At 67.4% G+C, this 24,721-nt stretch carries 23 protein-coding genes; 17 read left to right on the top strand and 6 right to left on the bottom strand.

Translation table 11 applies throughout. The annotated features are described in order from the left end of the window. Positions 1-56: 56 nt before the first annotated feature. Genes FHY50_RS11375 through FHY50_RS11365 form a run of 3 tightly spaced genes read left to right on the top strand, consistent with a single transcriptional unit; the run spans position 57 to position 3,133 of the window. Entirely contained in the window at positions 57-1,856 is a 1,800-nt protein-coding gene (locus tag FHY50_RS11375) for an IlvD/Edd family dehydratase (protein ID WP_140230828.1), read from the top strand. 7 nt (positions 1,857-1,863) lie between these two features. Beyond that, positions 1,864-2,727, top strand: coding sequence for an SMP-30/gluconolactonase/LRE family protein (locus FHY50_RS11370; protein WP_140230827.1), 864 nt, complete (start codon positions 1,864-1,866; stop codon positions 2,725-2,727). A 10-nt stretch (positions 2,728-2,737) separates the two neighbouring features. After that, on the top strand, positions 2,738-3,133 hold the full coding sequence (locus FHY50_RS11365) for an acyl-CoA thioesterase (RefSeq protein WP_140230826.1): 396 nt from the start codon (positions 2,738-2,740) through the stop codon (positions 3,131-3,133). On the opposite strand, the gene ppc is transcribed toward FHY50_RS11365, so the two are convergent. After that, entirely contained in the window at positions 3,130-5,805 is a 2,676-nt protein-coding gene (ppc, locus tag FHY50_RS11360; RefSeq protein ID WP_140230825.1) for a phosphoenolpyruvate carboxylase, read from the bottom strand. The two genes, FHY50_RS11365 and ppc, sit on opposite strands and share 4 nt — an antisense overlap. A gap of 254 nt (positions 5,806-6,059) precedes the next feature. Between ppc and FHY50_RS11355 the strand changes: the two genes are divergently transcribed. Further along, entirely contained in the window at positions 6,060-6,500 is a 441-nt protein-coding gene (locus FHY50_RS11355; RefSeq protein ID WP_140230824.1) for a DUF4168 domain-containing protein, read from the top strand. A gap of 55 nt (positions 6,501-6,555) precedes the next feature. Here FHY50_RS11355 and FHY50_RS11350 read toward each other — a convergent pair whose 3' ends face one another. Next, positions 6,556-7,080 (bottom strand): peroxiredoxin, encoded by a 525-nt coding sequence (locus FHY50_RS11350; protein WP_140230823.1) that lies wholly within the window; start codon positions 7,078-7,080, stop codon positions 6,556-6,558. Positions 7,081-7,121: 41 nt separating this feature from the next. Beyond that, positions 7,122-8,219: a phospholipase A gene (locus FHY50_RS11345; RefSeq protein ID WP_243846634.1), complete on the bottom strand. Its 1,098-nt coding sequence runs from the start codon at positions 8,217-8,219 to the stop codon at positions 7,122-7,124. A 117-nt stretch (positions 8,220-8,336) separates the two neighbouring features. Between FHY50_RS11345 and FHY50_RS11340 the strand changes: the two genes are divergently transcribed. Further along, the gene (locus tag FHY50_RS11340; RefSeq protein WP_140230822.1) at positions 8,337-9,197 is read left to right on the top strand and encodes an inositol monophosphatase family protein; all 861 of its coding nucleotides are present in this window, start codon (positions 8,337-8,339) and stop codon (positions 9,195-9,197) included. Here the strand turns inward: FHY50_RS11340 and FHY50_RS11335 are convergent. After that, complete coding sequence (locus FHY50_RS11335) at positions 9,162-10,172, bottom strand: SMP-30/gluconolactonase/LRE family protein (protein WP_243846633.1); 1,011 nt, start codon at positions 10,170-10,172, stop codon at positions 9,162-9,164. The two genes, FHY50_RS11340 and FHY50_RS11335, sit on opposite strands and share 36 nt — an antisense overlap. 70 nt (positions 10,173-10,242) lie before the next feature. On the opposite strand from FHY50_RS11335, the gene FHY50_RS11330 reads away from it, so the two are divergent. From FHY50_RS11330 to FHY50_RS11310, 5 genes are all read left to right on the top strand, one after another. Continuing rightward, a complete protein-coding gene (locus tag FHY50_RS11330; protein ID WP_140230820.1) occupies positions 10,243-11,646 on the top strand; it encodes a glycosyl transferase family protein in 1,404 nt (467 codons plus the stop codon). Beyond that, the gene (locus FHY50_RS14415) at positions 11,643-12,659 is read left to right on the top strand and encodes a hypothetical protein (protein WP_243846632.1); all 1,017 of its coding nucleotides are present in this window, start codon (positions 11,643-11,645) and stop codon (positions 12,657-12,659) included. Before FHY50_RS11330 ends, FHY50_RS14415 begins: the two co-directional genes overlap by 4 nt. Before the next feature lie 46 nt (positions 12,660-12,705). Further along, on the top strand, positions 12,706-13,620 hold the full coding sequence (locus FHY50_RS11320) for a sulfite exporter TauE/SafE family protein (RefSeq protein WP_140230819.1): 915 nt from the start codon (positions 12,706-12,708) through the stop codon (positions 13,618-13,620). Then, positions 13,620-14,384 (top strand): TIGR02186 family protein, encoded by a 765-nt coding sequence (locus FHY50_RS11315; RefSeq protein WP_140230818.1) that lies wholly within the window; start codon positions 13,620-13,622, stop codon positions 14,382-14,384. Before FHY50_RS11320 ends, FHY50_RS11315 begins: the two co-directional genes overlap by 1 nt. A gap of 76 nt (positions 14,385-14,460) precedes the next feature. Further along, positions 14,461-16,137 (top strand): ATP-binding protein, encoded by a 1,677-nt coding sequence (locus FHY50_RS11310; RefSeq protein ID WP_140230817.1) that lies wholly within the window; start codon positions 14,461-14,463, stop codon positions 16,135-16,137. Between the two features lie 59 nt (positions 16,138-16,196). Here the strand turns inward: FHY50_RS11310 and FHY50_RS11305 are convergent, their stop codons facing one another. Together FHY50_RS11305 and FHY50_RS11300 are read right to left on the bottom strand one after the other, a co-directional pair. Beyond that, positions 16,197-16,601, bottom strand: coding sequence for a DUF2141 domain-containing protein (locus FHY50_RS11305; RefSeq protein ID WP_140230816.1), 405 nt, complete (start codon positions 16,599-16,601; stop codon positions 16,197-16,199). Continuing rightward, positions 16,558-17,364, bottom strand: coding sequence for a sterol desaturase family protein (locus FHY50_RS11300; RefSeq protein WP_166745433.1), 807 nt, complete (start codon positions 17,362-17,364; stop codon positions 16,558-16,560). The genes FHY50_RS11305 and FHY50_RS11300 overlap by 44 nt, the downstream gene beginning before the upstream one ends. Before the next feature lie 86 nt (positions 17,365-17,450). On the opposite strand from FHY50_RS11300, the gene FHY50_RS11295 reads away from it, so the two are divergent. The 7 genes from FHY50_RS11295 (at position 17,451) to FHY50_RS11260 (ending at position 24,540) form a co-directional block, all read left to right on the top strand. Next, the gene (locus FHY50_RS11295) at positions 17,451-18,560 is read left to right on the top strand and encodes a serine hydrolase domain-containing protein (RefSeq protein ID WP_166745432.1); all 1,110 of its coding nucleotides are present in this window, start codon (positions 17,451-17,453) and stop codon (positions 18,558-18,560) included. 40 nt (positions 18,561-18,600) lie between these two features. Next, entirely contained in the window at positions 18,601-19,764 is a 1,164-nt protein-coding gene (gene crtY, locus FHY50_RS11290; protein WP_140230814.1) for a lycopene beta-cyclase CrtY, read from the top strand. Further along, a complete protein-coding gene (locus FHY50_RS11285) occupies positions 19,761-21,239 on the top strand; it encodes a phytoene desaturase (protein ID WP_140230813.1) in 1,479 nt (492 codons plus the stop codon). The genes crtY and FHY50_RS11285 overlap by 4 nt, the downstream gene beginning before the upstream one ends. After that, a complete protein-coding gene (locus FHY50_RS11280; RefSeq protein WP_140230812.1) occupies positions 21,236-21,817 on the top strand; it encodes an LOG family protein in 582 nt (193 codons plus the stop codon). The genes FHY50_RS11285 and FHY50_RS11280 overlap by 4 nt, the downstream gene beginning before the upstream one ends. Beyond that, a complete protein-coding gene (locus tag FHY50_RS11275) occupies positions 21,814-22,764 on the top strand; it encodes a phytoene/squalene synthase family protein (protein WP_140230811.1) in 951 nt (316 codons plus the stop codon). The genes FHY50_RS11280 and FHY50_RS11275 overlap by 4 nt, the downstream gene beginning before the upstream one ends. Before the next feature lie 78 nt (positions 22,765-22,842). Further along, the gene (locus FHY50_RS11270) at positions 22,843-23,706 is read left to right on the top strand and encodes a MipA/OmpV family protein (protein ID WP_180345115.1); all 864 of its coding nucleotides are present in this window, start codon (positions 22,843-22,845) and stop codon (positions 23,704-23,706) included. A 69-nt stretch (positions 23,707-23,775) separates the two neighbouring features. Further along, positions 23,776-24,540, top strand: coding sequence for a hypothetical protein (locus tag FHY50_RS11260; RefSeq protein WP_166745431.1), 765 nt, complete (start codon positions 23,776-23,778; stop codon positions 24,538-24,540). Positions 24,541-24,721 lie beyond the last annotated feature (181 nt).

Below are 24,721 nucleotides of genomic sequence, written 5' to 3'. Positions count from 1 at the left end.
CCCCAAGTCCCTGCGTTTCGCGGCTCTTCGATCGACGTTCCAGACAGGCTGACTGCATGACCGACGCTTCCCCGACTGCCCCGCGCCTGCGCTCGCGCGCCTGGTTCGACGATCCGACCAACGCGGACATGACCGCGCTGTATCTCGAGCGCTACATGAACTTCGGGCTCGGGCTCGAGGAACTCCAATCGGGCAAGCCGATCATCGGCATCGCCCAGACCGGCAGCGACCTGTCGCCGTGCAACCGCCATCATATCGTCCTTGCCGACCGGCTGCGCGACGGCATCCGCGAGGCGGGCGGCATCGCCATCGAATTTCCGGTCCATCCGATCCAGGAGACCGGCAAGCGCCCGACCGCCGGGCTCGACCGCAACCTTGCCTATCTCGGGCTGGTCGAATTGCTGTTCGGCTATCCGCTCGACGGCGTCGTGCTGACGATCGGCTGCGACAAGACGACGCCTGCATGCCTGATGGCGGCGGCGACGGTGAACATCCCCGCGATCGCGCTGTCGGTCGGACCGATGCTCAACGGCTGGCACAAGGGCGAGCGGACCGGATCGGGCACGATCGTGTGGAAGGCGCGCGAGATGCTCGCGGCCGGCGAGATCGATTACAAGGGCTTCATCAAGCTGGTGGCGTCGTCGGCGCCCTCGACCGGCTATTGCAATACGATGGGCACCGCGACGACGATGAACTCGCTGGCCGAGGCGCTGGGAATGTCGCTGCCGGGTTCGGCCGCGATCCCGGCTCCCTACCGCGACCGCCAGGAATGCGCGTACAAGACCGGGCTGCAGATCGTCGAGATGGTGCACGCCGATCGCAAGCCGAGCGACGTCATGACGCGGAGCGCCTTTGTGAATGCGATCCGCGTCAATTCTGCGATCGGCGGATCGACCAACGCGCCGATCCACCTCAATGCGATCGCCCGGCACCTGAACGTCGATCTCGATATCGAAGACTGGCAGGAGCATGGCCGCGACGTGCCGCTGCTCGTCAATTTGCAACCCGCGGGCGAGTATCTGGGCGAGGACTATTACCGCGCCGGCGGCGTACCTGCGGTGGTCGCGCAGCTGATGGGTCAGGGGCTGATCGAGGACGCACTGACCGTCAACGGGCGCACGATGGCCGAAAACTGCGCCGATGCGGTGATCGAGGACGAACGCGTGATCCGCCGCTTTGACGATCCGATCAAGCCCGCCGCCGGTTTCTCGGTGCTGCGCGGCAATCTGTTCGACAGCGCGGTGATGAAGCTGTCGGTCATCAACGACGAATTCCGCCAGCGCTACCTGTCCGATCCTGCCGATCCGAACGCCTTCGAAGGCCCGGTGATCGTGTTCGACGGGCCGGAGGATTATCACCACCGCATCGACGATCCCGATCTCGGTGCGACCGACCGCACGCTGCTGATCATGCGCGGCGCCGGGCCGATCGGCTATCCCGGTGCCGCCGAAGTCGTCAACATGCGCGCGCCGCTCCATCTGCTTCAGGCCGGCGTCCACGCGCTGCCGTGTATCGGCGACGGGCGCCAGTCGGGCACCAGCGGCTCGCCCTCGATCCTCAACGCCTCGCCCGAGGCAGCGGCAGGCGGCGGTCTGGCGCTGCTGCGCACCGGCGACCGCGTGCGCATCGACCTCAATACCGGCGAGGCGAACGTCCTCTTGTCCGACGCCGAACTGGCGCAGCGCCGCGCCGACCTCGACGCGCAGGGCGGCTATGACTATCCCGCCAGCCAGACGCCGTGGCAGGAAATGCAGCGCGCCGTCGTCGGACAGCTCGGCACCGGCGCAGTCCTCGAACCGGCGGTCGAGTATCAACGGCTGGCGCAAACGCGCGGCGTGCCCCGGCATAATCACTGAGGAAGCGATGACCGAGATCCGCATCGTCGATACCGCCGGCGTCCGCGACCAGCTTGGCGAAGGACTGCTGTGGTCTGCACGCGACGGCGTGCTCTATTGGACCGACATCATCGGCAAGGCGCTCAACCGCCTGTCGCTGGCGAGTGGCACGGTCGATCGCATCGCGATGCCCGAGATGATCGGCTGGGTGATCGAGCGCGACTCGGGCGGGCTGATCGCGGGAATGCAGACCGGTTTCCATGCCGTGACGCTCGATCCGCTGGCGATCGTGCCGATGCTCGATCCCGAGCCCGACCTCCCCGAAAATCGCCTCAACGATGCCAAGGCGGATGCCGAGGGTCGCATCTATGCCGGGACGATGCCGCTGTCGTGCGACGTGCCGAGCGGCGCGCTCTATCGCCTTGACCCCGATGGCACGCTGCACACGCTCGAACGCGACATCATCATCGCCAACGGCCCGGCGATCAGCCCCGATGGCGCGACCTTCTACCACACCGATACCGGCCGCAACGCGATCTACCGGTACGATCGCGCCGCCGACGGCTCGCTCTCGGGCCGCGCGCTGTTCATCGATTTCGATCGCGACTGGGGCTCGCCCGACGGCATGACCACCGACGCCGAAGGGCATCTTTGGGTCGCGCACTGGGGCGGATCGCGCATCAGCCGCTTCGCGCCCGACGGTTCGCACCAGCGCTCGATCGCGCTGCCCGCGTCGCAGATCACCAACATCGCCTTTGCCGGCCCCGATCTCGACCGCATGTTCGTCACCTCGGCAGCGGACGGCGTGCCCGGTGAAGCCGATGCCGGTCGCCTGTTCGAAGTCCTCGACCCGGGCGTCAGGGGCTTGCGGCCCGGTGTCTACGCAGGGTAGCCGCGAGCGCATGCCGCGCTTCACCCGGACGATCACTGCAACCCCCGCCGACATCGACGAGCTCGGCCACGTCAACAATGCCGTCTGGGTGCGCTGGATCCAGGACGTCGCGGTCGCGCATTGGGCGGCAGTCGCCGATCCCGCCCATGTCGATGCCTATGTGTGGGTCGTCACCCGGCACGAGATCGATTATCGTGGCAATGTCGCGGCGGGCGAGCGCGTCACTGCCGAGACCTGGGTGCCCGAAGCGCCGCGCGGTGCACGCTTCGACCGCCACATGCGCTTCACCGGTGCCGATGGCCGGGTGAAGGTCGAGGCGAAGACCACCTGGGCGATCGTCGAACGCGCATCGGGCAAGCTGATCCGCGTGCCAAGGGAAGTGGCGGTGCCGTTTCTGGCTGACTAGCCGCTGTTCCTCAGCGCCGTCGCGATCGCGTTGATCGACAACAGGATACCTTCGCCGATCCGCGCATCGTCCTCACCTGCGCGATATCGCTTGAGCAGCTCGATCTGGAGCAGGTTGAGCGGCTCGATATAGGGCAGCCGCAACCGGATCGAGGTATCGAGCTTGGGGTGCTTTTCCAGCAGCCGCGTCTGCCGCGTCACGGTCAGCAGCCCGTCATGGGTCGCCTGCCAGCCGTCGCGGATGCGCCCGAACACGGTGTCGGCCAGCGCGCGATCCTCGACCAGCCCGGCATAGCGCGCGGCGATGCCCATGTCGGACTTGGCAAGCACCTGCTCCATATTGTCGAGCGTCGCGGCGAACAGCGGCCAGCCCGCGGCCATCTCGCGCAGCAGGCCCTTGTCCTCGAACGCCTGGATCGCGGCGCCGACGCCGTACCAGCCGGGCAGCATCACCCGCGCCTGCGCCCAGCTGAACACCCACGGGATCGCGCGCAGATCCTCAATCGCGTCGGATTTCTTGCGGCTGGCGGGCCGCGACCCGATCTTGAGGCCGGAGATCTCGGCGATCGGCGTCGCCTGACGGAAAAAGGTGGTGAAGCCGTCGGTGCCATAGACCAGGTCGCGATAGGCCCGGAACGCGGTGTCCGACAGCGTGTCCATCGCCGCCGAAAAGCGCGCATAGTCGCCGTCGCTCAGCCGCTGCGGCTCGAGGCTGGCGAGCAATGTCGCCGACGCCATCGCCTCGAGGTTGGTCGCGGCACTCGCGCGCGTGCCGTATTTGGCGGCGATCACTTCGCCCTGCTCGGTGATGCGGATGCGCCCCTGTACCGTCCCGGCCGGCTGCGCCTGGATCGCGGTGAACGCCGATCCGCCGCCGCGCCCGACCGCGCCGCCGCGGCCGTGGAACAGCTGCATCGCCACGCCGGCGCGTTCGAACACCGGCGCCAGTGCGGTCGAACCGCGCGCCAGTTGCCAAGTCGAGGTCAGATAGCCGCCGTCCTTGTTGGAATCGGAATAGCCGATCATCACTTCCTGATATCCGCGTGTCCGGGCGATCGCGGCGACCTCGGGCAGCGCGAACCAGTCGGCCATGATCGCCGGCGCCGCTTCCAGATCGGCGACCGTCTCGAACAGCGGAACCGCCATGATGTGGGCCTGCGGTGGATCGCCCGGCACGTACAGCCCCGCTTCCTTGAGCAGCAGATGCACTTCGAGCAGGTCGGACACCGACTCCGCCATCGACACGACATAGTTGGTGATCGCGGCCCGCCCGAACCGGGCATGCGCCTCCGCAGCGGCGTGGAGGATGGCAAGTTCGGACGCGGTCTCGTCCGAATAGGTCGCATAGCGGCTGGTCAGCGGCCGCGGGCTTTCGAGCTCGCGGCGCAGCAGCGCGACGCGCTCCTCTTCACCGAGCGCCAGATAATCGGGCGACACTCCGCCGACCTTGAGCAACTCGGCGACGACGCGCTCGTGCACCGCCGAATTCTGCCGCATGTCGAGCGTGGCGAGGTGGAATCCGAAAATTTCGACGGCGCGGATCAATCGCCCCAGCGCGCCGCCCGACGCCAGCGTGCCGCCGCCTTCGGCCGCGAGCGCGTGCGCGATCGCGCGCAGGTCGCGGCGCAGTTCGCCCGGCTCAGCGTAGGCGTCACCGGCCAGCGGCCCGGGGCGCGGCGCGGGCTTGCCGGCCAGCTCCTCGTGCGTCGCCGCCAGCCGCGCATAGATGCCCGACAAAGCGCGGCGATAGGGTTCGTCGGCGCGGCTCCTGGCCTCGTCGCCGCTGGCTTCGGCAAGCTGCTCCACTCCGGCATCGACCGCGACGTGCTCGGTCGAGATCGACAGCTCGGCGCCCAGCGCATGCACCGCGTCCAGATACTGGCCGATCACCGTCTCCGCGGCGCGCGCCAGCGCATGCCGCATCGACTCGGCGGTGACATAGGGGTTGCCGTCGCGGTCGCCGCCGATCCAGCTGCCGGGCTTGAGGAACGTCGGCACGCGCTCGCCCAGCGCGCGGTCCCAGCGGGCATAGAGCGCGGGCAGCGTCGGCACGAACACGTCGCGCAGATAGCTCAGCGCATTTTCCACCTCGTCGGTGACGTACAGCCGTTCGCGGCGTAGCACCCGCGTCTGCCACAGCAACGCGATCTGGCGCAGGATCGCGTTGTCGACCTGATCGCCATCCTCGGTTTCGGCGATGCCGCGATCCTTGAGCGCCATCAGCTCGGCAATGCGGTTCTTGTGATCGATCATCGACTTGCGCCGCACTTCGGTGGGATGCGCGGTCAGCACCGGCACGATCAGCGCGCGATCGAGCAGCTTGGCCACCGCAGCTCGATCGATGCCGTGATCGGCGAGCTTGTCTAGCGCGTGTTCGATATCAGCATCCGCCTCGGCGGCGACGCCCTGACGATCCTCGGCGAGGTTGGCGAGCATCGAGAACAGCATGAATCCCCGCACGAAATCGAGCGTCTCGTCGAGGCTCAGCCGGTCGAGCCCCGGATCGATCGCGTCCGCCCCGGCGACGCCGCGGTGACGATCGACCGAGGTCGAGCGGATATACTCGGTGCGCTTGAACAGTTCCTCGCCGCCATAGCCGCGGATCACGTCGCCGAGGAGCCGACCCAGAAAGCGGATATCCGGGTTGTTAGTGATCGCGGGGAGGCTGGCCATGCCGCCTTGCTGCACTGCGGCACCAGTCGGGGTCAAGCCTGTCGCATCCGATGGCCCGCTGCGAGTTGCCGCGGCTCGAATCCAGCATAGAATAGTAGTGCGTGGTATCTGGCCGGCCATCCAGGCTATATCTGGAGCGACAACCGGACCCGTCTAAGCAACTGCCGACCGCGTATGCGTTGAAAATGAACTTGGCAACCATGATAGGTATCGGTGCAACCCGATTTGTTTGCACGGATCACGGAGATTTCGAGATGAAGACGCTCACCCGATCGCTGATCGCTGCTGGACTTGTCACCATCTCTGCGCCCGCACTGGCGCAGACCACGACACCCAGCCCGAATATGCAGCAGACGACTCCGCCGACGACCGGCGCCCCCTCCAACGCGGCTCCGACAACCGCTGCCCCGACCACGGCCGCTCCGGCCGTCTCGGCGGCCAGCATCACCGATGCCGAAGTGACGCAGTTCGCCAAGGCGGTGGTCGCGCTCGATGCGATCCAGAAGGATACGACGATCCCCGCCGAGCAGAAGCAGACGCAGATGGCGGCAAAGGTCCAGGAACAGGGTCTCGAACCGGCCAAGTTCAATGCGATCGCCCAGACGGCGCAGACTGACACCACGCTGCAGGGCAAGGTGCAGGCGGCGATCCAGGCGGAGGCGGGCGTGTCGACGACGCCAGCGCCAACCAACTGATCGCCTACCCTCGATGACGAAGGGCGGCCGGAGCGATCCGGTCGCCCTTTTCGTTTCAGCTGCGGGCGAGCTTCTTCACCGCCGCCAACGTGCCGGTGATATGTCCTGCGGGGCTGGGATCGTCATGTGCATAGACGATGCGGCCGTCACGGGCGATGACATAGCTGGTCCGGCTGGTCATCTTGCGCCCGGCCAGCGCCACGTCATAGCCGCTCACGACCTTTGGCCCGGCGCTGGCGACCGCGAACTTGCCCGCGCAATGTTCGGTCGAGAACGCGACCAGTCGGTTGACCGGATCGGCCGACATGCCGATCACCGTCGCCCCCGCCGCCTTGAACTGCGCAGTCGCATCGGCGAACGCCTTGGCTTCGGCATTGCAGCCCGGCGTAAATGCCGCGGGGAAAAAGTACAGGACGACCGGCCCGTTGGTCAGCTGGTCCGACAGCGTCAGGTTGAACACCTTGCCGTTCAGCGCGCCCTGGGTGCGGAAATCGGGGGCCTTGGCTCCCGGTGCCAGCGCCGCGCCGACCGGCGCCGCAAAGGGCAGGGCAAGGGCGGCGAGCAACAGCGATAGGCGCATGGGAAATCTCCTCAACGGCAGTGATCGGCACCTTATCGCCGTTATCGGGTCAGCGCGATACCGAAGCGCGCGTGCGTGCGCTGGAGCGCATAGTCGTCGATCGCCTCGCCATAGCCGGTAAAGCCCTGCCCGAAGGCGTAGATGCCCAGCCCACCGCCGATCCGCGCCAGCGGATAGGACAGATAGGCTTCGGCCGCCCCCCTGCCGGTGCCGGGATTGCCACGCGCATCGATTGCGAGGCGGACGCCGTCGCGTTGCCCGATTCCCAGATGGAGCGCGGTGAACCCCCAATAGCGGTCGAGATCGGGCGCCGCGCCCTGCTTGCCGACATAGGCCCAGACGCGCGGCGCGGCGACGACCGACCAGTCGTTGCCCAAATCCCAGCGCTTGGCGATTTGCGCGTACAACCGGTTGGCGTCGATCGAGCCGATGTCGCCGCGCCCGTTCGAATCGTGGCGGTAGCCGCCCGACACCGTCAGCGTGTCCGACAGGTTGTGCACGTAAAACAGCTCGGGCGCGTAATTGGTCGATCGGAACGGCCCCGAGGGCTCGTCGATCGCCCAGAACATCGTCTGCGTCCACGCAAAGCGCAGGCCGTCCAGCGCGCCAGCGTCGTCGAACGGCCGGAACGCGAAGCTCACCTGCAGCTTCGCCCCGGCATCGCCAGCGCCGAACACGCCATAGACCGGCGCATAGGGCTCGAAACGATCGAGGAAGCCCGACGCGTTGCCTTGCGCCGCGGCGACGACCGTCTCCGACGCGGACGGCGCGGTCATTGCGAGCGGTGCGGCGGCGCTCGCCTGCGCAGCGTAGCGCAGCTTGACGAACGCCCCCGCCGCAATTGTCGCGGGCGGCGCGTCCTGCTGCGCCACGGTCAATCGAACGCCGTCCAGCGTCGTCACCTCGATCGTTGCGGGCGCATCAGCCGCGGCGTCGCCGCCGCCTTCGTTGACCAGATAGACGTCGATCCCCGCCCGTGCGGCGTCGATCGTTGCCGGCTGGGCCGGCAGCGTCCGCACCTGCGCAGACGCGGCGGCTGGGAACAGCGCCACCGACGCAGCGACGCCAAGCACCGCAAAAACCTGGCCGATGGCAAGGAGCGCGCAGCGAAACATACGGTATGGGAGAGATTTATCCATCTTTTATAACCTAACAGGAACAATGCTGTGTAGGAAAGTCTTTTCTGGGCGAGCGATCGTTGCCGTCCCGCATGCCCTGCCTATCGCCGCTTGGTTACAGTCGCTAGAACGCCGACCATGCCCGTTTCCTCTCACGACATCGCGCTCGCCGAGCGTCTCGCCGATGCGGCCGGAGCCGTCATCCGTCCCTATTTCCGCGGCAATTTCGGCATGGAGCTCAAGGACGACCGTTCGCCGGTCACGCTAGCCGATCGCGAGGCGGAGGCGGCGATGCGGCGCATCCTCGACGCCGAACGTTCGGGCGACGGCATCGTCGGCGAGGAATATGGGGTCAAGGACGGCGTCACCGGACGGCAATGGGTGCTTGACCCGATCGACGGTACGCGCAGCTTCACGGTGGGGCGCGCGATCTTCGGCACGCTGATCGCACTGGTCGAGGATGGCTGGCCGGTGCTCGGCATCATCGACCAGCCGATCGCGCGCGAACGCTGGACCGGCGTGGCGGGCCGCGAAACGCTGTTCAACGGCGCCGCGGTGCGAACCCGCAGCTGTGCGCAGCTTGGCGGCGGCGCGCTCGCCACCACCAGCCCGCATCTCTTCGCCGAAGGCGACGTGCCGCATTTCCTCGCGTTGGTCGCGGCGACGTCGGGCGGCAATGTCCGGCAGGGGCCGGTCTATGGCGGCGACTGCTACAATTACGGGCTGCTCGCCAGCGGGCATCTCGACATCGTCTGCGAAAGCGGGCTGCAGCTCTACGACTTCGCCGCATTGGTGCCGGTGGTCGAAGGCGCGGGCGGCCGGATGTGCGACTGGAACGGCGATCCGCTGACCTCGGCAAGCCAGGGTCATGTCCTGGCGATCGGCGATCCGGCGCGGACCGACGACGTGCTCGACGCGCTGCGCATGGCGTCGCCGCACGCGCACGATGATTCAGCCGGGGGTTCAGGCGAGGGCGATGCGGGCGATGCGGTCGCTTGACGCCAGATAGAGATAGCCCGCCCCGATGGCGCAATTGGCGATCGCGACGCCAGTGGCGATGCGGCCCAGCAGGCGCCCGTCGGGGGTGAGGACATGGACGCCGCCGGGGCCGGTCGCGAACAACGTGCCGCGCGCATCGACCGTCATTCCGTCAGGCAGGCCGGGCTGTTTCGCCGCCACCCCTGCGCGGAAATCGAACAGCCGCCGCGGGGTCCCGGCCCGTCCGGCTGCGTCCAGCGGATAGGCCAGCAGTTCGGGGCGCTCGGGGTCGGAGATCGAGACGTACAGCGTGCGCTCGTCGGGCGAAAGCGCGATGCCGTTGGGAAAGCTCAAGCCATCGTCGATCAGGGTGACGGCGCCGTCCGATGCCAGCCGGTATACCCCGTTGAACGCCAGTTCCTTGACCGGCGACGCGTCGCCGCCCGCCAGGCCATAGGGCGGATCGGTGAAATAGATCGCGCCGCCGTGCGCCAGCGCCACGTCATTGGGGCTGTTGAAGCGCTTTCCTTCGAAGCGGTCGGCCAGCACCGTCTTGGCGCGCGTCGCCATGTCGAGCCGCGCGACGGTGCGGCTGCCGCTGTCGCCCATCACCAGCGATCCGGCGCGATCGATCGCCAGCCCGTTCGCCCCCGCCTCGCGGATTTCGGCTGGGATCGGCCCGGCCAGCCCCGACGGATCGAGCCACGGCCGCGCGCCTTCGCCGGGTACCCAGCGGTGGATGACATTGGCCGGCACGTCGGAAAACAGCAGGCTGCCGTCGCGGGCGTTCCACACCGGCCCCTCCGCCCAGCGATAGCCGGTGGCGATCGTCTCGACATGTGCCGTGCGCGGAATGATGCGGTCGAGCGCAGGGTCGAGCCGTTCGACCCCGCCCGCATCCGTCCCGTGCACCGCGCGCGCCGCGCATCCGGCCAGCGGCAGCGCGGCGATCGCGGCGAGGATCGTGCGGCGGCTGGCGGTCGGACTGGTCATCATCGGCTCCCGATCGAAAGGCTGGTTGCTCAATGCGCTACGAGCCTGAATACTGCCAGCGCGAATCGGGGGGATGGCATTGGCGGACGTGGGGGGCGTCATCGCCGCGGTGGAGATCGTCGCGCATGAAGCGGCGCTGTTCGCTGCGGTCGGGTTTCTGATCGGCGGGATCGACGATCTCGCGATCGACCTCGTCTATTTCCTGCGTGCGGCGCTGCGCGGTCGGCGGCGCAGGCCGGACCCGGACCTGGCGGATTTTACAGCCCAAGCACCGCTTCGCCGGTTCGCGGTGCTGGTTCCGGCCTGGGACGAAGCCGCAGTGATCGGCGGCATGCTGCGCACTGCGCTCGCCCGGCTCGACCATCCCGACTATCGCATCCTGGTCGGTGCCTACCCCAATGACCGTGCGACGATCGATCTCGTCGCGCAGATCGCGGCGGGCGATCCGCGGGTCCTGCTGGTCGTGCATCACCGCGATGGTCCCACGACCAAGGCCGATTGCCTCAACCAGCTGTGGCACGCGCTTGCACGCGATGATGCGCGGCACGGTAGGCGCACCGATGCGGTCGTGCTGCACGATGCCGAGGATGTCGTCCATACCGGGGAATTGCGGATATTCGACGCGTTGCTCGGCAGCGCCGATGTCGTGCAATTGCCGGTGCTGCCGCTGGTCGATCGCACCTCGCGGCTGGTCTCGGGCCACTATATCGACGAATTCGCCGAGGCGCATGGCAAGCAGATGCTGGTGCGCCAAGCGTTGCGCGCAGGGTTGCCGCTCGCGGGCACCGGCTGCGCGATCCGCCGCGACATGCTGGACCGCGTCGCCGCGGCACGGGGCGGCGATCCGTTCGATGCGACGTCGCTGACCGAGGATTACGAGCTCGGCCTGACGATCGCGGCGATGGGTGGGCGCGGCCGCTTCGCACGCGTGCTCGAAGCTGCCGGCGGACGCCCGGTTGCGATCCGCGCCTATTTCCCCGCCACGATCGACGCCGCCGTGCGGCAAAAGGCGCGGTGGATGACCGGCATCGCGCTGGCGGGCTGGGACCGGATCGGGTGGGGGCGGGCGCACCAGCTGACCGATCACTGGATGCGGATGCGCGACCGGCGCGCGCTTCTGGCGGTGATCCTGCTCGCCAGCGCTTATTGTTCGCTGGTGCTGTGGGCAGTCTCGGCGGGGGCTGGATGGTTCGCCGGGCGTCCGGGAACCGTGCTGGCGCCGTGGTTCTGGTGGCTGCTCGTCGCCAATGCCGGCCTGCTGCTGTGGCGCCTCGCACTGCGCGCGGCGTTTGTCGGGATGCTCTATGGCCGCGGCGAAGCGCTGCTGTCGGTCCCGCGCATGGTCGTCGGCAACGCCATCACGCTGCTCGCGGCGCGGCGCGCGGTGTTTCGCTATGTCGCGTCGCTGCGGGGGCGCGAGCTGCGCTGGGACAAGACCTCGCACCATTTTCCCGCCGGCGTCGACCCCGCCGGATGAGCGTTCGTGGCCGCCCCTTGCGCTTCCTCGGCCTGGTCGGCGGCGGCTGGATATCGGCGCGAGTGCTGTTGCTTTGGCCGGTCACCGGTTCGTTGCCCGAGGCGATACGCGAAATTCTGCCGATCCCCGTCCGTAGCGCCGCAGCACCGAGTGGCGCGGCGGTGCTGCCTCGGGCACACGAATTTCCCGGCAGGACCGTCGCCGGCGGGGCTGCGCCGTTCCCTGCCCTGCCTGCAGCCCCCCGCGGCGCACGCGAAGACGCGCTCGTGCAGTTCGCCCTGCTCGGGATGGTGCAATATCAGGGTGTTCCGCAGCGGCTGCCGCGCCGCGATCGTCTCGCCAGCGCGCCGCCCGCGATCCGATCGCTGCCTGGATTGATCGAAGCCCCGCGACGGCCGCGCCTGACCGGCAGCGCCTGGTTCGTCGCCCGTTCGGGGGACGAGGCCGCCGGGGTTCGCTTGGGCGGCAGCCAAGCCGGTGCCCGGCTGCGCTATCGCCTCGACCGTGCGGACCGCATCGCCATCGCTGCGCGTGTCGCTACGCCGCTTGCCGGTGTCGGTCGCGAGGCGGCGATCGGCGTCGAATGGCGCCCCCTCGATGCGCCGGTCGCGATCATCGCCGAACAGCGCTTCGGCTTTGACGGCGCGCGGGGCGGGCCGGCCTTGCTCGCCGTCGGCGGAGTCGATGCGGTCCCGGTCGCTGCCGGGTTCACGCTGGCGGCCTATGCGCAGGCGGGGGCGGTCGCGCGAGACCGGGTCGAGCCCTTTGCCGACGGCGCTGCGCGCATCACCCGCCCGATCGCGGCGATCGGCGCCGTCCGCATCGACGCCGGGCTGGGGGCATGGGGTGCGGCGCAGCGCGGGGCCGAACGGATCGACATCGGCCCGGGCGTCGCCGCGGCGATCCCTGTCGCCGGGCGCACGCTGCGCCTCGGGCTTGACTGGCGCCAGCGCATCGCCGGCAATGCGGCGCCCGGATCGGGGCTGGCGCTGTCGCTCGGCGCCGATTTCTAGCATCGGGCTTTTTCCCTGCGCCGGGACAGGATAACGCACATCGGCAATGGACCTGTACCTCCCCATCGCCAACCTGTCGGTCAATGCGCTCGTCATCGTGCTGCTGGGCGCGGGCGTGGGATTGCTGTCGGGGATGTTCGGCGTCGGCGGCGGGTTCCTGACGACGCCCTTGCTGATCTTCTACGGCATCCCGCCGACCGTCGCGGCCGCCTCGGCGGCGAGCCAGGTCACCGGCGCCAGCGTGTCGGGAGTCTTCGCGCATTTCCGGCGCGGCGGCGTCGACGTGAAGATGGGCGGGGTGCTCGTCGCGGGCGGGATCGTCGGCGCGTTCGTCGGCGCGTTCCTGTTCAACCTGCTCGAGGCGAGCGGGCAGATCGATACCGTCATCGCGATCCTGTATGTGGTGATGCTCGGTTCGATCGGCAGCCTGATGCTCAAGGAAGCGTTCGGTGCGGTACGTGCGGTCCGATCCGGCTCCGCGCCCAAGGCGATGCGCCGCCGCCATCATCCGATGGTCGCCGCGCTGCCGCTGCGCTGGCGCTTCTATCGCTCTGGGCTCTACATCTCGCCGCTGGCGCCGCTGCTGCTCGGCATCGCCACCGGTATCCTGACGATGCTGCTCGGCGTCGGCGGCGGGTTCATCCTGATTCCGGCGATGCTGTACCTGCTCGGCATGGGCGCGCAGGTCGTCGTCGGCACCTCGCTGTTCCAGATCCTGTTCGTCACCGCTGCGGCAACGATGGTGCACGCGACCACGACCAAGGCGGTCGATATCGTGCTGGCGGTGCTGTTGCTGATCGGGTCGGTAGCCGGGGCCCAGGTCGGCACGCGCTTTGCCGCGAGCGTGAAGCCTGAATATCTGCGGCTGGCGCTCGCGCTGATCGTGCTTGGCGTCGCCGTCCGCATGGTGCTGGGGCTGACCTGGCGGCCCGACGAAATCTTCAGCGTGGTCGCATCGTGATGCTGCGGCGGATCGCGCTGCTGCTGCTTACGCCGCTGCTGCTGATCGGAGCTGCCAAGCCGGTGCTGGTACCCGACGTATCGCAGCGCGATATCGAGATCATCTACAGCTTCACCGGCGCCGAACTGCTGCTGTTCGGCGCGATCCTCTATCCCGGCGGGCGCGTGCCGTCGGGCGAGGATCCGGCCGACATCGTCGTCGTGGTCAAGGGACCGACGCAATCGGTGACGGTGCGCGAGAAGGAGAAGGTCGCCGGCATCTGGGTCAATGCCGATCGCATGCGCTATCGCTCGGCGCCGTCCTTCTATGCCATCGCTTCGTCGCGGCCGATCGATGACATCGTGGATGAACGCACCCGCGCGATCTACGAACTCGGGCTCGCCAGCCTGCAATTGTCGCCCGCCAGCGGCACCACCAGCGATGTCGAGGCGCGCTTCGCCGCAGGGCTGGTCGAGCGCAATCGCTCGCGCAGCCTCTATGTCGAGGCGCCGGGTGCGGTCGAGATCACCGACGACGTGCTGTACCGCGCGCGCATCGACATTCCCGCGCGCGTACCGGTCGGCCGGTTCACCGCGGAGACCTTCCTGATCCGCGACGGGCGCGTCCTCGCCGCGGCGGTGCGCGAGATCGACATCCGAAAGTCGGGGTTCGAGCGATTCGTGGCGCGCGCGGCCGATCGTCACTCGATCCTGTACGGGCTGGTCGCGGTGTTGCTGTCGGTCGGTTTCGGCTGGGCGGCAGGGGCGATCTGGCGCAAGCTATAGCGTTGAAAAACCGGACGAACGGTATCTTTACCTTCCTGCGCCAATGTGCCGATCAGGGACTTGCCGGGGATGGTGGATGGCCGAGATCTTGGGTGCGCATGAATTCAGGGGTGCCGTGCCGATGGGCGCCGTCGGCGGCCGCGACCGGCGCGCGCCGGTCATTTCGGCGATCGGCCGCATTGTCGAGATCACCGGATCATCCAGCCTGGCGTTGCTCGACCCATCGGCGATCGCCACGCTTGCGACCCACACCGATCTTGCGCTCGTCAATGCCGGACAGGTCGGCGCGCAGGTCAAGCTGCGCGTCGGTGCGACCTGGCTGATCGCCAATATCCGCTCGCTGCGGATGGTCGAGGGTGCGATCCCCCGGATCGCGGCGCAGATCGACTTTCTCGGCGAGGGCGACGAGGAGAAGCTTACCGGCAAACTCTACAAGTTCCGCCGCGGCGTCACCCGCTATCCGGTGCCCGGAACCGAGGTGTTCCCGGTATCGACCGGCGACCTGCGCCAGGTCTATGCGGCCGACGACCGCGCGCATGTCGAGATCGGCACCGTCTATCCCACCCGCGATATCCGCGCCGCGCTGTATGTCGACGCGCTGCTCGGCAAGCACTTCGCGCTGCTCGGATCGACCGGAACGGGCAAATCGACCAGCGCCGCGCTGATCCTCCACCGCATCTGCGACCTCGCGCCGCAGGGGCATATCGTGATGATCGATCCGCACGGCGAATACGCCGCCGCGTTCCGCACCAACGGCGCGATCTTCGACGTCGGCAACCTGCAGATGCCGTATTGGCTGATGAACTTCGACGAGCATTGCGAGGTGTTCGTCACCGAGGACGGCTCCGACTCGCAGATCGACGCCGACATCCTCGCCAAATGCCTGTTGATGGCGCGGGCCAAGAACCGGCTCGCGGGCGACGTCAAGCTGACGGTCGATTCGCCGATTCCCTATCTGCTCTCCGACCTCACCAACATCATCCAGCTCGAAATGGGCAAGATGGACCGCGCCGGCGACACCTCGCCCTATCTGCGGCTCAAGACGAAGATCGACGAGGTCAAGGCCGATCCGCGCTATGCGTTCATGTTCTCCGGCATGCTGGTTGCAGACACGATGGCGCAATTCATCGGCCGCATCTTTCGCCTTCCATCGGGCGGCAAGCCGATCTCGATCATCGACGTGTCGGGCGTGCCGAGCGAGATCACCTCGGTGGTGGTAGCAATGCTCAGCCGGATGGTGTTCGACTTCGCGATCTGGTCGCGCAGCGAGGCGCAGCGGCCGATCCTGCTGGTCTGCGAGGAAGCGCATCGCTACATCCCCAACGAGCGCCACGCCGATACTTCTTCGGTGGGACGCATCCTCAGCCGCATAGCCAAGGAAGGCCGCAAATACGGCATCTCGCTCGGCCTGATCACACAGCGGCCGTCCGACCTTGCCGAAGGCGTGCTGTCGCAATGCGGCACGATCATCGCGATGCGGCTCAACAACGACAGCGATCAGGCCTTCGTGCGTGCCGCCATGCCCGAAGGCGCGCGCGGATTCCTCGACGCCATTCCGGCACTGCGCAATCGCGAATGCATCATCTGCGGCGAAGGCGTGGCGACGCCGATCCGCGTGCTGTTCGACGATCTCGAAGAAGTGCGCCGCCCGGCGTCGGGCGATCCGATGTTCTCGGAACTGTGGCGCGAGACCGGCGGAGAAGAGGGCATCATCGACCGCACCGTCAAGCGCTGGCGCAGCCAGGGGCGGTAGACGTTATCCGGTTTGCGGCACCGGCCCGGTACCGCATCCGTACGAACGGACCAAAGCACTCACAGCATGTACCGCATCCGCACCTGCTGTCGTGTGCCTGCCCCATCGACCGAAAAACGTGCGGCAGCGAACTTGGGCGGTCCGAAGCCGATCTTGGGATTGTTCGAAAAGCCGAAGCCTTCGCGCGGGATACCCACGAAGGTGTCGAGCTTGCGGTTGCCGTTCTCGTCGTGGATCACCGAGATCGCATAGTGGCCATGCGCCAGCCCGGCGACGGTCAGGGCGGGGGCGCTCGCCTTGGTCCAGCGCCAGATCGCCCGAGCGTCGTCCTTGCAATCGGGAAAGCTGGCCGGATCGGCGGTGACGCAGATGCCGAGCTCGCCGCGGTCGGTGCGCAGCTGCTCGATCGCGATTGTCAGATCAGCCGTCGGCGCCGCCCCCGGCAGCAATGCGACCAGCAGCATCGCCGCGCCCAACCGGCGCAGTCCGCGCTGGCCCGGTACGAACCGCAAAGCTGCCCAGCCCGCCATCCGTCCCGCAGACGCGATCCCAGAAGCGGAAATATAGCCCATAATTGCATCCATAGCGTTCGTGGTGGCGCTGATGATGGCTGGCGGTGATCAGCCAGCCCCCCAATGGGCCGTTCCAGATGAACCGCGGGAAAATTTCCCACCCCATGTGATTGGTCACGCCCATCAGCGTCATGATCGCGAGCACGGCGCCCAATGCCCCGACATGGATCGGGATCACGAACACGAGCAGCGGGATGACGATCGCGCCGGTCAGCGCCTCGACCGGATGGAACGCCATCGCCGCCCATGCCGTCGGCGGGCGGCTGGCGTGGTGGACGGCGTGCGCGATGCGGAACCATTTGGGTACGTGCATCCAGCGATGCGTCCAGTAGAACCAGGTATCGTGCGCGATCAGATACAGCAGCACCGATGTCGGAAGGTACCACAAGGGATAATCGGTGACGTCGGAATAGATCTGCGTCCAGCCCAGATTGCTCCAGCCCCAGCCGACGATCCCGGCAGGAACGCCATAGATCACCGCCGAGTAGAGCGACCATTTGATCTCGCGTCCGATCTGCGCGTCGAGCCCGGTATAGAGGCCCGGGCGGGTGAGCCGCGTCGCCAGTGCGAACGCGCCGCTCGTCGCGAGATAGCGCACCCCGACGATCGCGATCATCGCCAGCGTGGACAACAGGATGGCAAGCGCGATCGACATGGCTTGCGCCTTCTAGGCGAAGGTGGAAGCGTATGCCAGAGCCCGCCGGTCGCGCGCATCACGCCTTGACGAAGGACCGAATCTGGATGCTTCGCACGCTTTCCACCATCTTGCTCGCGATGCTGGCGGTACCCGCTCTCGCCCAGTCGCCGGGTTCGGATATCTCCGCCGATCGTCTCGCAATTGCCCGGCTCGATGGATTTGCGCAGGGGCTGACGGCGGCCGACCGGTTCTCGGGCGTAGTGCTGGTGGCGCAGGGCGATCGCATCCTGCTCGAGCGTGGCTATGGCCCGATCGACCCGCGCGACGACCGCGACGATCCGGCGATGATCACGCCCGATACCCGTTTCAACCTCGCGTCCGCAGGCAAGATGTTCACCAGCACCGCGATCCTGCAGCTGATCGCCGGCGGCAAGCTGTCGCTCGACACGCGCGTCGGCGAGGTACTGCCCAACTATCGCAATCGCGACTTCCGCGAGAAGGTGACGATCCGCCAACTGCTCACGCATACCGCAGGGGCTGGCGATATCGATCTGTTCGGTCCGGAGAATGCGACCAATCGCGCCGCTGCCCGCAGCCACGCGGCGATGGTCGCGCTGCACGACGACCGCGCGCCAGCGTTCGAGCCGGGCAGCAATCAGGAATATGGCAATTTCGGCTTCGTGGTGCTTGGCCGCATCGTCGAGTTGGTGTCGGGCGAACCCTATGAAGCCTATCTCGCCCGCCACATCTTTGCCCCTGCCGGGATGACCCGCACCGGTTTCGCCGACTGCAGCGACCCCGCCGCGGATATCGCGGTCGGCTATGCCAGTGTCGCAGGCAAGCCGGTGCGCAATTGCGAGACGATCCCGGCGCGCGGCTTCGGTGCGGGCGGGCAGGTATCGACGGCCCGCGACATGTTTGCGTTCGTGCAGGCGCTACGTTCCGGCAAGCTGATCCCGCCTGGCCTGTTCGCACAGGCGACCCGCACCTATCGCGAATTCATGGGACTGGGCTTCTTCGCCACCGGCTATGGCGAGGGGGTGCCGGCGCGCGAATTCCGCTGGGGACATGGCGGCGGCGCCGACGGCATCAACACAGACATCCGCCATTATCCCTCGACTGGCCGGACCGTCATCGTCCTCGCCAACCGCGACGCCCCGGTCGCGCATGAAATCGCCAATTTCGAACTGGCGCAGCAGGGCGCGAGCGACTGAGGCACTTCCCCCTATCCCCATTCCCGGCTAGCGAACGACGATGCCGTCCACCACCCATTGCGACCTCGCGATCGTCGGCGGCGGGCTGGCGGGCGGGCTGATCGCGCTGGCGCTGCGCAAGGCGCGGCCCGATCTCGACGTGCGCGTGATCGATGGCGCCGCCGGCTTCGGCGGCAATCACTTGTGGTCGTTCTTCGCCAGCGACGTTGCCGCTGCCGACCGCTGGATCGTCGCACCGCTGATCTCGCATGGCTGGACCCAGTACGACATCGCGTTTCCGGCACATGGCCGCACCATCAAGGCGGCCTATTACTCGATCGAATCGCACCGCTTCGACGCGCATCTGAAGGCGACGCTGCCGAAAAAGGCACAGATGCTGCGCACCCGCGTGCTCGGGCTGAGCGCGCGCGAAGTGGTGCTGGCAAGCGGCGACCGCATCGAGGCGGGCGGGGTGATCGACACGCGCGGCGCGGGCGACCTCGACCAGCTCGATCTCGGCTGGCAGAAATTCGTCGGCGAAGAGCTCGAACTGGCCCAGCCACATGGCGGCGATCGCCCGGTCATCATGGACGCGACCGTGCCGCAGATCGACGGCTATCGCTTCGTCTATTGCCTGCCTTTCTCGGCGACGCGGATGTTCGTCGAGGACACCTATTACAGCGACACGCCCGATATCGATCGCAGCGCCAACACATCGCGCATCGCGGATTACGCCGCGAACAAGGGCTGGCAGGTCGAGCGGATCGTCCGGCAGGAGGTCGGCGCGCTGCCGGTGGCGATGGGCGGCGATTTTGAGGGGTATTGGAAATCGGGCGGCAGCCGCGTCGCCAAGGCGGGGATGCGCGGCGGGCTGTTCCATCCGCTGACCGGATATTCGCTGCCCGACGCAGTGCGTACCGCGGCGCTGGTGGCAAATGCGCACGACCTGTCGGGAAGCGGCCTGCACGACTTGCTCCACGGCTTCGCGCGCACGACATGGGAGCGGCGGGGTTTCTACCGCATGTTGACGGCGATGCTGTTCCGCGCCGCCGACCCGCAAGAGCGCTATCGTGTGCTCGAGCGGTTCTACCGGCTGGATGCGCGCCTCGTCGGCCGCTTCTATGCCGGGCAATCGACCTTGTTCGACAAGGCGCGGGTGCTGACGGGCAAACCGCCGGTGCCGATCGGGCGCGCGATCAGGGCCATAGTGGAGAATAAACGGTGAAGAAGGCAGCGGTGATCGGGTCGGGGTTCGGCGGGCTGGCGCTGGCGATCCGCCTGCAATCGGCGGGGATTGACACCGTCGTGCTCGAGGGCCGCGACAAGCCGGGCGGGCGCGCCTATCACTGGGAACGCGACGGGTTCGTGTTCGATGCCGGGCCGACCGTCATCACCGCCCCCGAAGCCTTGCGCGAATTGTGGGAATTGTCGGGCCACGACATGGCCGAAGACGTCACGCTGGCGCCAGTCACGCCCTTCTACCGGCTCAATTGGGTCGACGGCACCAATTTCGACTACACCAATGACGACGCGGTGCTGCGACAGGAGATCGCCAAGCTCGATCCCGCCGATATCGAGGGCTATGGCAAGTTCCTCGAATATTCGAAGGGCGTGTACGAGGAAGGCTATGTCAAGCTGGGCGCCAAGGCGTTCCTCGACTTCGCCTCGATGCTCAAGGCGGCGCCGGCACTGGCCAAGTACCAGGCGTGGCGATCTGTCTATTCGATCGTCGCCTCCTATGTGAAGAACGAGAAGCTGCGCCAGGCACTGTCGTTCCACACGCTGCTGGTCGGCGGCAACCCGATGAACACCAGCGCGATCTATGCGCTGATCCACAAGCTGGAGCGCGACGGCGGGGTGTGGTTCGCAATGGGCGGGACCAACAGGCTGATCGCCGGCATGGTCAGGCATTTCGAGCGGCTCGGCGGCGAAGTCCGGCTGGGCGATCCGGTCACCGACATCGTCACGCTGGGCGACCGGGTGACCGGGGTCACGACCAAGTCGGGATGGCATGCCGATGTCGATGCGGTCGCGTCGAATGCCGACATCGTCCACAGCTATCGCGACCTCTTGACCGGATCGCGCAGCGCGCAGCGCACCGCCGAGAAGCTCGAGCGCAAGACCTATTCACCGTCGCTGTTCGTCGTGCATTTCGGGATCAAAGGGACATGGCCGGGCATCCCGCACCACATGATCCTGTTCGGGCCGCGCTATCAGGGGCTGCTCGCCGACATCTACGATCACGGCGTGCTCAGCGAGGATTTTTCGCTCTATCTTCACCACCCGACCGTCACCGATCCGTCGATGGCACCGGAAGGGCATTCGACTTTCTACGCGCTCGCGCCGGTGCCGCACATGGCGAAATTCCCGGCGGACTGGAACGAAATCGGGCCGATCCTCGAAAAACGCATCCTCGACGAGGTCGGCAGGCGGCTGATCCCCGACATCCACGAGCGGATCGTCACCAAGTTCAGCTATATGCCGACCGACTTTGCAGCAGATCTGAACGCGCATCAGGGGAGCGCCTTCAGCCTCGCGCCGCTGTTGACGCAGAGCGCGTATTTCCGCGCGCACAATCGCGACGACCATATCTCGAACCTGTATTTCGTCGGCGCTGGCACGCACCCGGGCGCCGGCATTCCCGGCGTGGTCGGCAGCGCCAAGGCGACGGCGGAGCTGATGCTGGAGGAGCGGCGGTGAACCGCATCGCCGTCTATTGCGGCTCGGCCTCGCCCGCCGATCCCGTGTTCCTCAATACCGCGCATGCGATCGGGCGCAGCCTGGCCGAACGCGGGATCGGCGTCGTCTATGGCGGCGGCAGGCTTGGGCTGATGGGCGCGGTAGCCGATGGCGCGCTCGCGGCGGGCGGCGAGGTGATCGGCGTCATTCCCGAAGCGCTGGTCAATGCCGAGGTCGCGCATCGCGGACTGACCAGCCTCGAAACCGTCACCACGATGCACGAGCGCAAGGCGCGCTTCACCGAGCTTTCCGATGGCTTCCTGACGATTCCCGGCGGCACCGGCACAATGGACGAATTGTGGGAAGCGATGAGCTGGTCGCAGCTAGGCTATCATTCGGACCCGGTCGGGCTGCTCAACGTCGCGGGCTATTACGATCATCTGATCGCGTTCGTGAACACCATGGCGGAGGTGGGCTTCCTGCGGTCGCAGCACCGCGACATCCTGATCGTCGACGACGATCTGGGTCGGCTGCTCGATCGCATGGCGGCCTATGTGCCGCACACGCCGATCTTTCGGATGACGCGCGAGGAACTGTGAGCGCAGGCGCCGTGCCTTCCCGCGCGGCGATCGTCGCAACCGCACAGGAATCGATCGCGCGGGGTTCGAAGAGCTTCTCCGCGGCCAGCAGGCTGTTCGACCGCGCGACCCGCGAGCGCACCTGGCTGCTCTATGCGTGGTGCCGCAAATGCGACGATCTGGCCGATGGCCAGGATCACGGCCACGCGCTGAGCAAGGTCGCCGATCCGCAGGCGCGGCTGGCCGAGATCGAGGTAAAGACCGAGGCGGCGCTGGCCGGACACTGGGTCGGCGATCCGGCCTTCGACGCGCTGCGCATCGTCGCCGCCGAAACCCGGCTGCCGCCGCGCTTCGCCCGCGACGTGGTGCAGGGGTTCCGCCTCGATACCGCCGACTGGCGGCCGCGCTCCGAGGCCGACCTGCTGCGCTATTGCTATCATGTCGCCGGAGTCGTCGGCTGCATGATGGCGGTCGTGATGGGCGTCGATCCCGATGACGACGCCACGCTCGATCGCGCCTGCGACCTCGGCATCGCCTTCCAGCTCGCCAACATCGCACGCGATATCGAGGAGGATGATCGCGGTGGGCGATGCTACCTGCCCGACGAATGGTTGACCGAGATGGACTTCCCGCCCGGCCAGCACATGAAACCGCATTTCCGCCCGCGCCTGACGGTGCTGGCGCGGCGGCTGGCGGCGATGGCGGAGGAATATGAAACGAGCGCGCGCGTCGGCACCGCAAGGCTGCCGTTCCGCTCGGCCTGGGCGGTCCTCGCGGCGGCGGGCATTTACGGCGATATCGCGCGCGAAGTGGCCAAGCGCGGCGACCATGCCTGGGACCACCGCGTGTCGACGTCGAAGCTGGCAAAGCTGAGCTGGATCGCGCGGGCATGGGTCCAGGCACGGGCGCGCAAGAAAGGCGCAGCGGTCGCGCGGCCCGATCATCTGTGGACCCGTCCGGGCAGCTGACCCTCAATTGTGCGAACGACGGACCTAAAACTGAACGCCGACGTTTCGCTCCTGAAACCTTGCCCGGAGTTCCTTTCCTTGCGATCCCTGCTTTTCTCCCTCGCGGCCTGCGCCGCGTTCGCCGTCGCCCCTGCCCAGGCGCAGGATCAAGACGCTTCCCCGACAGCGGCGGACCTGCCCGATGCCGGTGGCGACTTCGCCATCGTCGGCGCAGGCGCGGCGATCCTGCCCGATTACGAGGGGTCGAACGACTATAGCGTCACGCCCTTTCCCGCCGCGATCGGGCGAGTCAGCGGCTTCGCCTTCACCGTGCTCGGCAACCGCGCCAGCGTCGACCTGATCCGCGATGGGGTCGGTCCGACCTGGGATTTCCAGGCGGGGCCGATCGCCGTGGTCAACTTCAACCGGTCGAGTGTCGACGCGATCGACGACATCCGTGTCGCGTCGCTGCCGGAACGCGACATCGCGATCGAGCTCGGCGGCTATGTCGGCATCGGCAAGACCGGCGTGATCACCAGCGATTTCGACCGGCTTTCGGCCTCGCTCAGCTACCGCACCGATGTGTCCGGCACGCACGAGAGCGGCATCTGGACGCCGTCGGTCAGCTATTCCACGCCGCTCAGCCGCAAGGCGCTGGTCGGGCTGTTCGTCTCGGCGGAGCGTGTCGAGAACCGCTATGCCGACACCTATTTCTCGGTCACTGCGCCCGATGCGGTACTGTCTGGCTTGCCTGCCTATGACGCCGACGGTGGATGGAAGCATTATACCATCGGGCTGGCATTCACCCATTCGTTGACCGGCGACCTGCTGAACGGGCTGCAACTCGTCGCGGGCGGCACCTACAAGCGGATGCTCAATGATTTCGGCGACAGCCCGATCACCAGCGTGGCGGGGTCGCGCGGGCAATGGCTGGGCGCAGTCGGATTGGCCTACAGCTTCTGATGCCGGACGCCGTACGGGATCGCGCGACCGGCCTCGTCATGCCGATGATTGGCAGACGAGGAGTGAGCGATGCGAGCGATTCTATTGGCGGCGGCGTTGGTGCTGGCGGGGTGCGAGGATAACGGATCGGGCGATCCCGATCCGACGCCGACGCCAACCCCGACCCCGACGGCGACCCCGACCCCCGGCCCCGGTCCGAGCGCGGTGACCCTCGACATCGATTTTTCGGACGGCGCCTCGGGCTGGCTGGCGGACTATGCCGATTATTCGCAGGGCATGGAGGAAGTGATCGGCTTCACCGCCCGGATCGAGGATCTGCCCGCGCCGCTGGCGAGCCGCACGGGTTTCCTGCTGTCGAGCGAGAACCGGTCGGACGACGTGTTCATGTATCTGACGCGTCCGGTTGCCGACCTGGCGCCCAACCAGGCGTATCGGGTCGATACCGACATCACCATCGCCAGCAACGCCCCGGCGGGATGCTTCGGCATCGGCGGCGCGCCCGGCGAAGCGGTGACGGTCAAGGCCGGGGCGAGCGGCGCGGCGCCGGCGCGGATGCTCGATGACGGGCTGCTCTCGGTCAATTTCGACAAGGCAAACCAGGCCGAGGGCGGCGACGACGTCGCGGTGCTGGGCAATGTCGCTGCCGACGATGCCGGCGATTGCAGCGGATCTCGCTATGGCTTGAAGCAATTGTCGAGCGACGGCGACGGCCCGGTGGTCGAAAGCGATGCCGAGGGGCGGCTGTGGCTCGTGATCGGCACCGACTCGGGCTATGAAGGGCTGACCGCTCTCTATTATCTGGGCGGCGAAGTGACGCTGACGCCGGTGGATTGATGACATCTGCTGACGATCGACCGAACTGGACGGGGGGGCTTGCCCCCCCTATGCTAACGCCATTCCCCGGGGGACCGCTGATCGGCGGTTGAGATGCTGGCACGAGCCGGCGACCCGCTGAACCTGATCCGGCCTAGCGTTTCCGCGAGGAAACGCGACAGCATCGTTAAGGGACTGATCC

It is taken from the genome of Sphingomonas japonica (assembly GCF_006346325.1).
In the GTDB taxonomy this organism is placed as follows: domain Bacteria; phylum Pseudomonadota; class Alphaproteobacteria; order Sphingomonadales; family Sphingomonadaceae; genus Sphingomonas; species Sphingomonas japonica.
The sequence above is the reverse complement of the archived record's forward strand: the minus strand, read 5'-3'. Positions and strand labels throughout refer to the sequence as shown.

Bases quoted from the DNA above. Each gene is read 5' to 3' on its own strand.
- FHY50_RS11350 (WP_140230823.1), bottom strand. From the start codon at position 7,080: ATGCGCCTATCGCTGTTGCTCGCCGCCCTTGCCCTGCCCTTTGCGGCG.
- FHY50_RS11340 (WP_140230822.1), top strand. From the start codon at position 8,337: ATGCCCGTTTCCTCTCACGACATCGCGCTCGCCGAGCGTCTCGCCGAT.
- FHY50_RS14415 (WP_243846632.1), top strand. From the start codon at position 11,643: ATGAGCGTTCGTGGCCGCCCCTTGCGCTTCCTCGGCCTGGTCGGCGGC.
- FHY50_RS11260 (WP_166745431.1), top strand. From the start codon at position 23,776: ATGCGAGCGATTCTATTGGCGGCGGCGTTGGTGCTGGCGGGGTGCGAG.
- FHY50_RS11295 (WP_166745432.1), top strand. From the start codon at position 17,451: ATGCTTCGCACGCTTTCCACCATCTTGCTCGCGATGCTGGCGGTACCC.
- FHY50_RS11370 (WP_140230827.1), top strand. From the start codon at position 1,864: ATGACCGAGATCCGCATCGTCGATACCGCCGGCGTCCGCGACCAGCTT.
- crtY (WP_140230814.1), top strand. From the start codon at position 18,601: ATGCCGTCCACCACCCATTGCGACCTCGCGATCGTCGGCGGCGGGCTG.
- FHY50_RS11320 (WP_140230819.1), top strand. From the start codon at position 12,706: ATGGACCTGTACCTCCCCATCGCCAACCTGTCGGTCAATGCGCTCGTC.
- FHY50_RS11345 (WP_243846634.1), bottom strand. From the start codon at position 8,219: ATGGATAAATCTCTCCCATACCGTATGTTTCGCTGCGCGCTCCTTGCC.
- FHY50_RS11335 (WP_243846633.1), bottom strand. From the start codon at position 10,172: ATGATGACCAGTCCGACCGCCAGCCGCCGCACGATCCTCGCCGCGATC.
- FHY50_RS11355 (WP_140230824.1), top strand. From the start codon at position 6,060: ATGAAGACGCTCACCCGATCGCTGATCGCTGCTGGACTTGTCACCATC.
- ppc (WP_140230825.1), bottom strand. From the start codon at position 5,805: ATGGCCAGCCTCCCCGCGATCACTAACAACCCGGATATCCGCTTTCTG.
- FHY50_RS11300 (WP_166745433.1), bottom strand. From the start codon at position 17,364: ATGTCGATCGCGCTTGCCATCCTGTTGTCCACGCTGGCGATGATCGCG.
- FHY50_RS11305 (WP_140230816.1), bottom strand. From the start codon at position 16,601: ATGCTGCTGGTCGCATTGCTGCCGGGGGCGGCGCCGACGGCTGATCTG.
- FHY50_RS11315 (WP_140230818.1), top strand. From the start codon at position 13,620: ATGCTGCGGCGGATCGCGCTGCTGCTGCTTACGCCGCTGCTGCTGATC.
- FHY50_RS11330 (WP_140230820.1), top strand. From the start codon at position 10,243: ATGGCATTGGCGGACGTGGGGGGCGTCATCGCCGCGGTGGAGATCGTC.
- FHY50_RS11375 (WP_140230828.1), top strand. From the start codon at position 57: ATGACCGACGCTTCCCCGACTGCCCCGCGCCTGCGCTCGCGCGCCTGG.
- FHY50_RS11310 (WP_140230817.1), top strand. From the start codon at position 14,461: ATGGCCGAGATCTTGGGTGCGCATGAATTCAGGGGTGCCGTGCCGATG.
- FHY50_RS11365 (WP_140230826.1), top strand. From the start codon at position 2,738: ATGCCGCGCTTCACCCGGACGATCACTGCAACCCCCGCCGACATCGAC.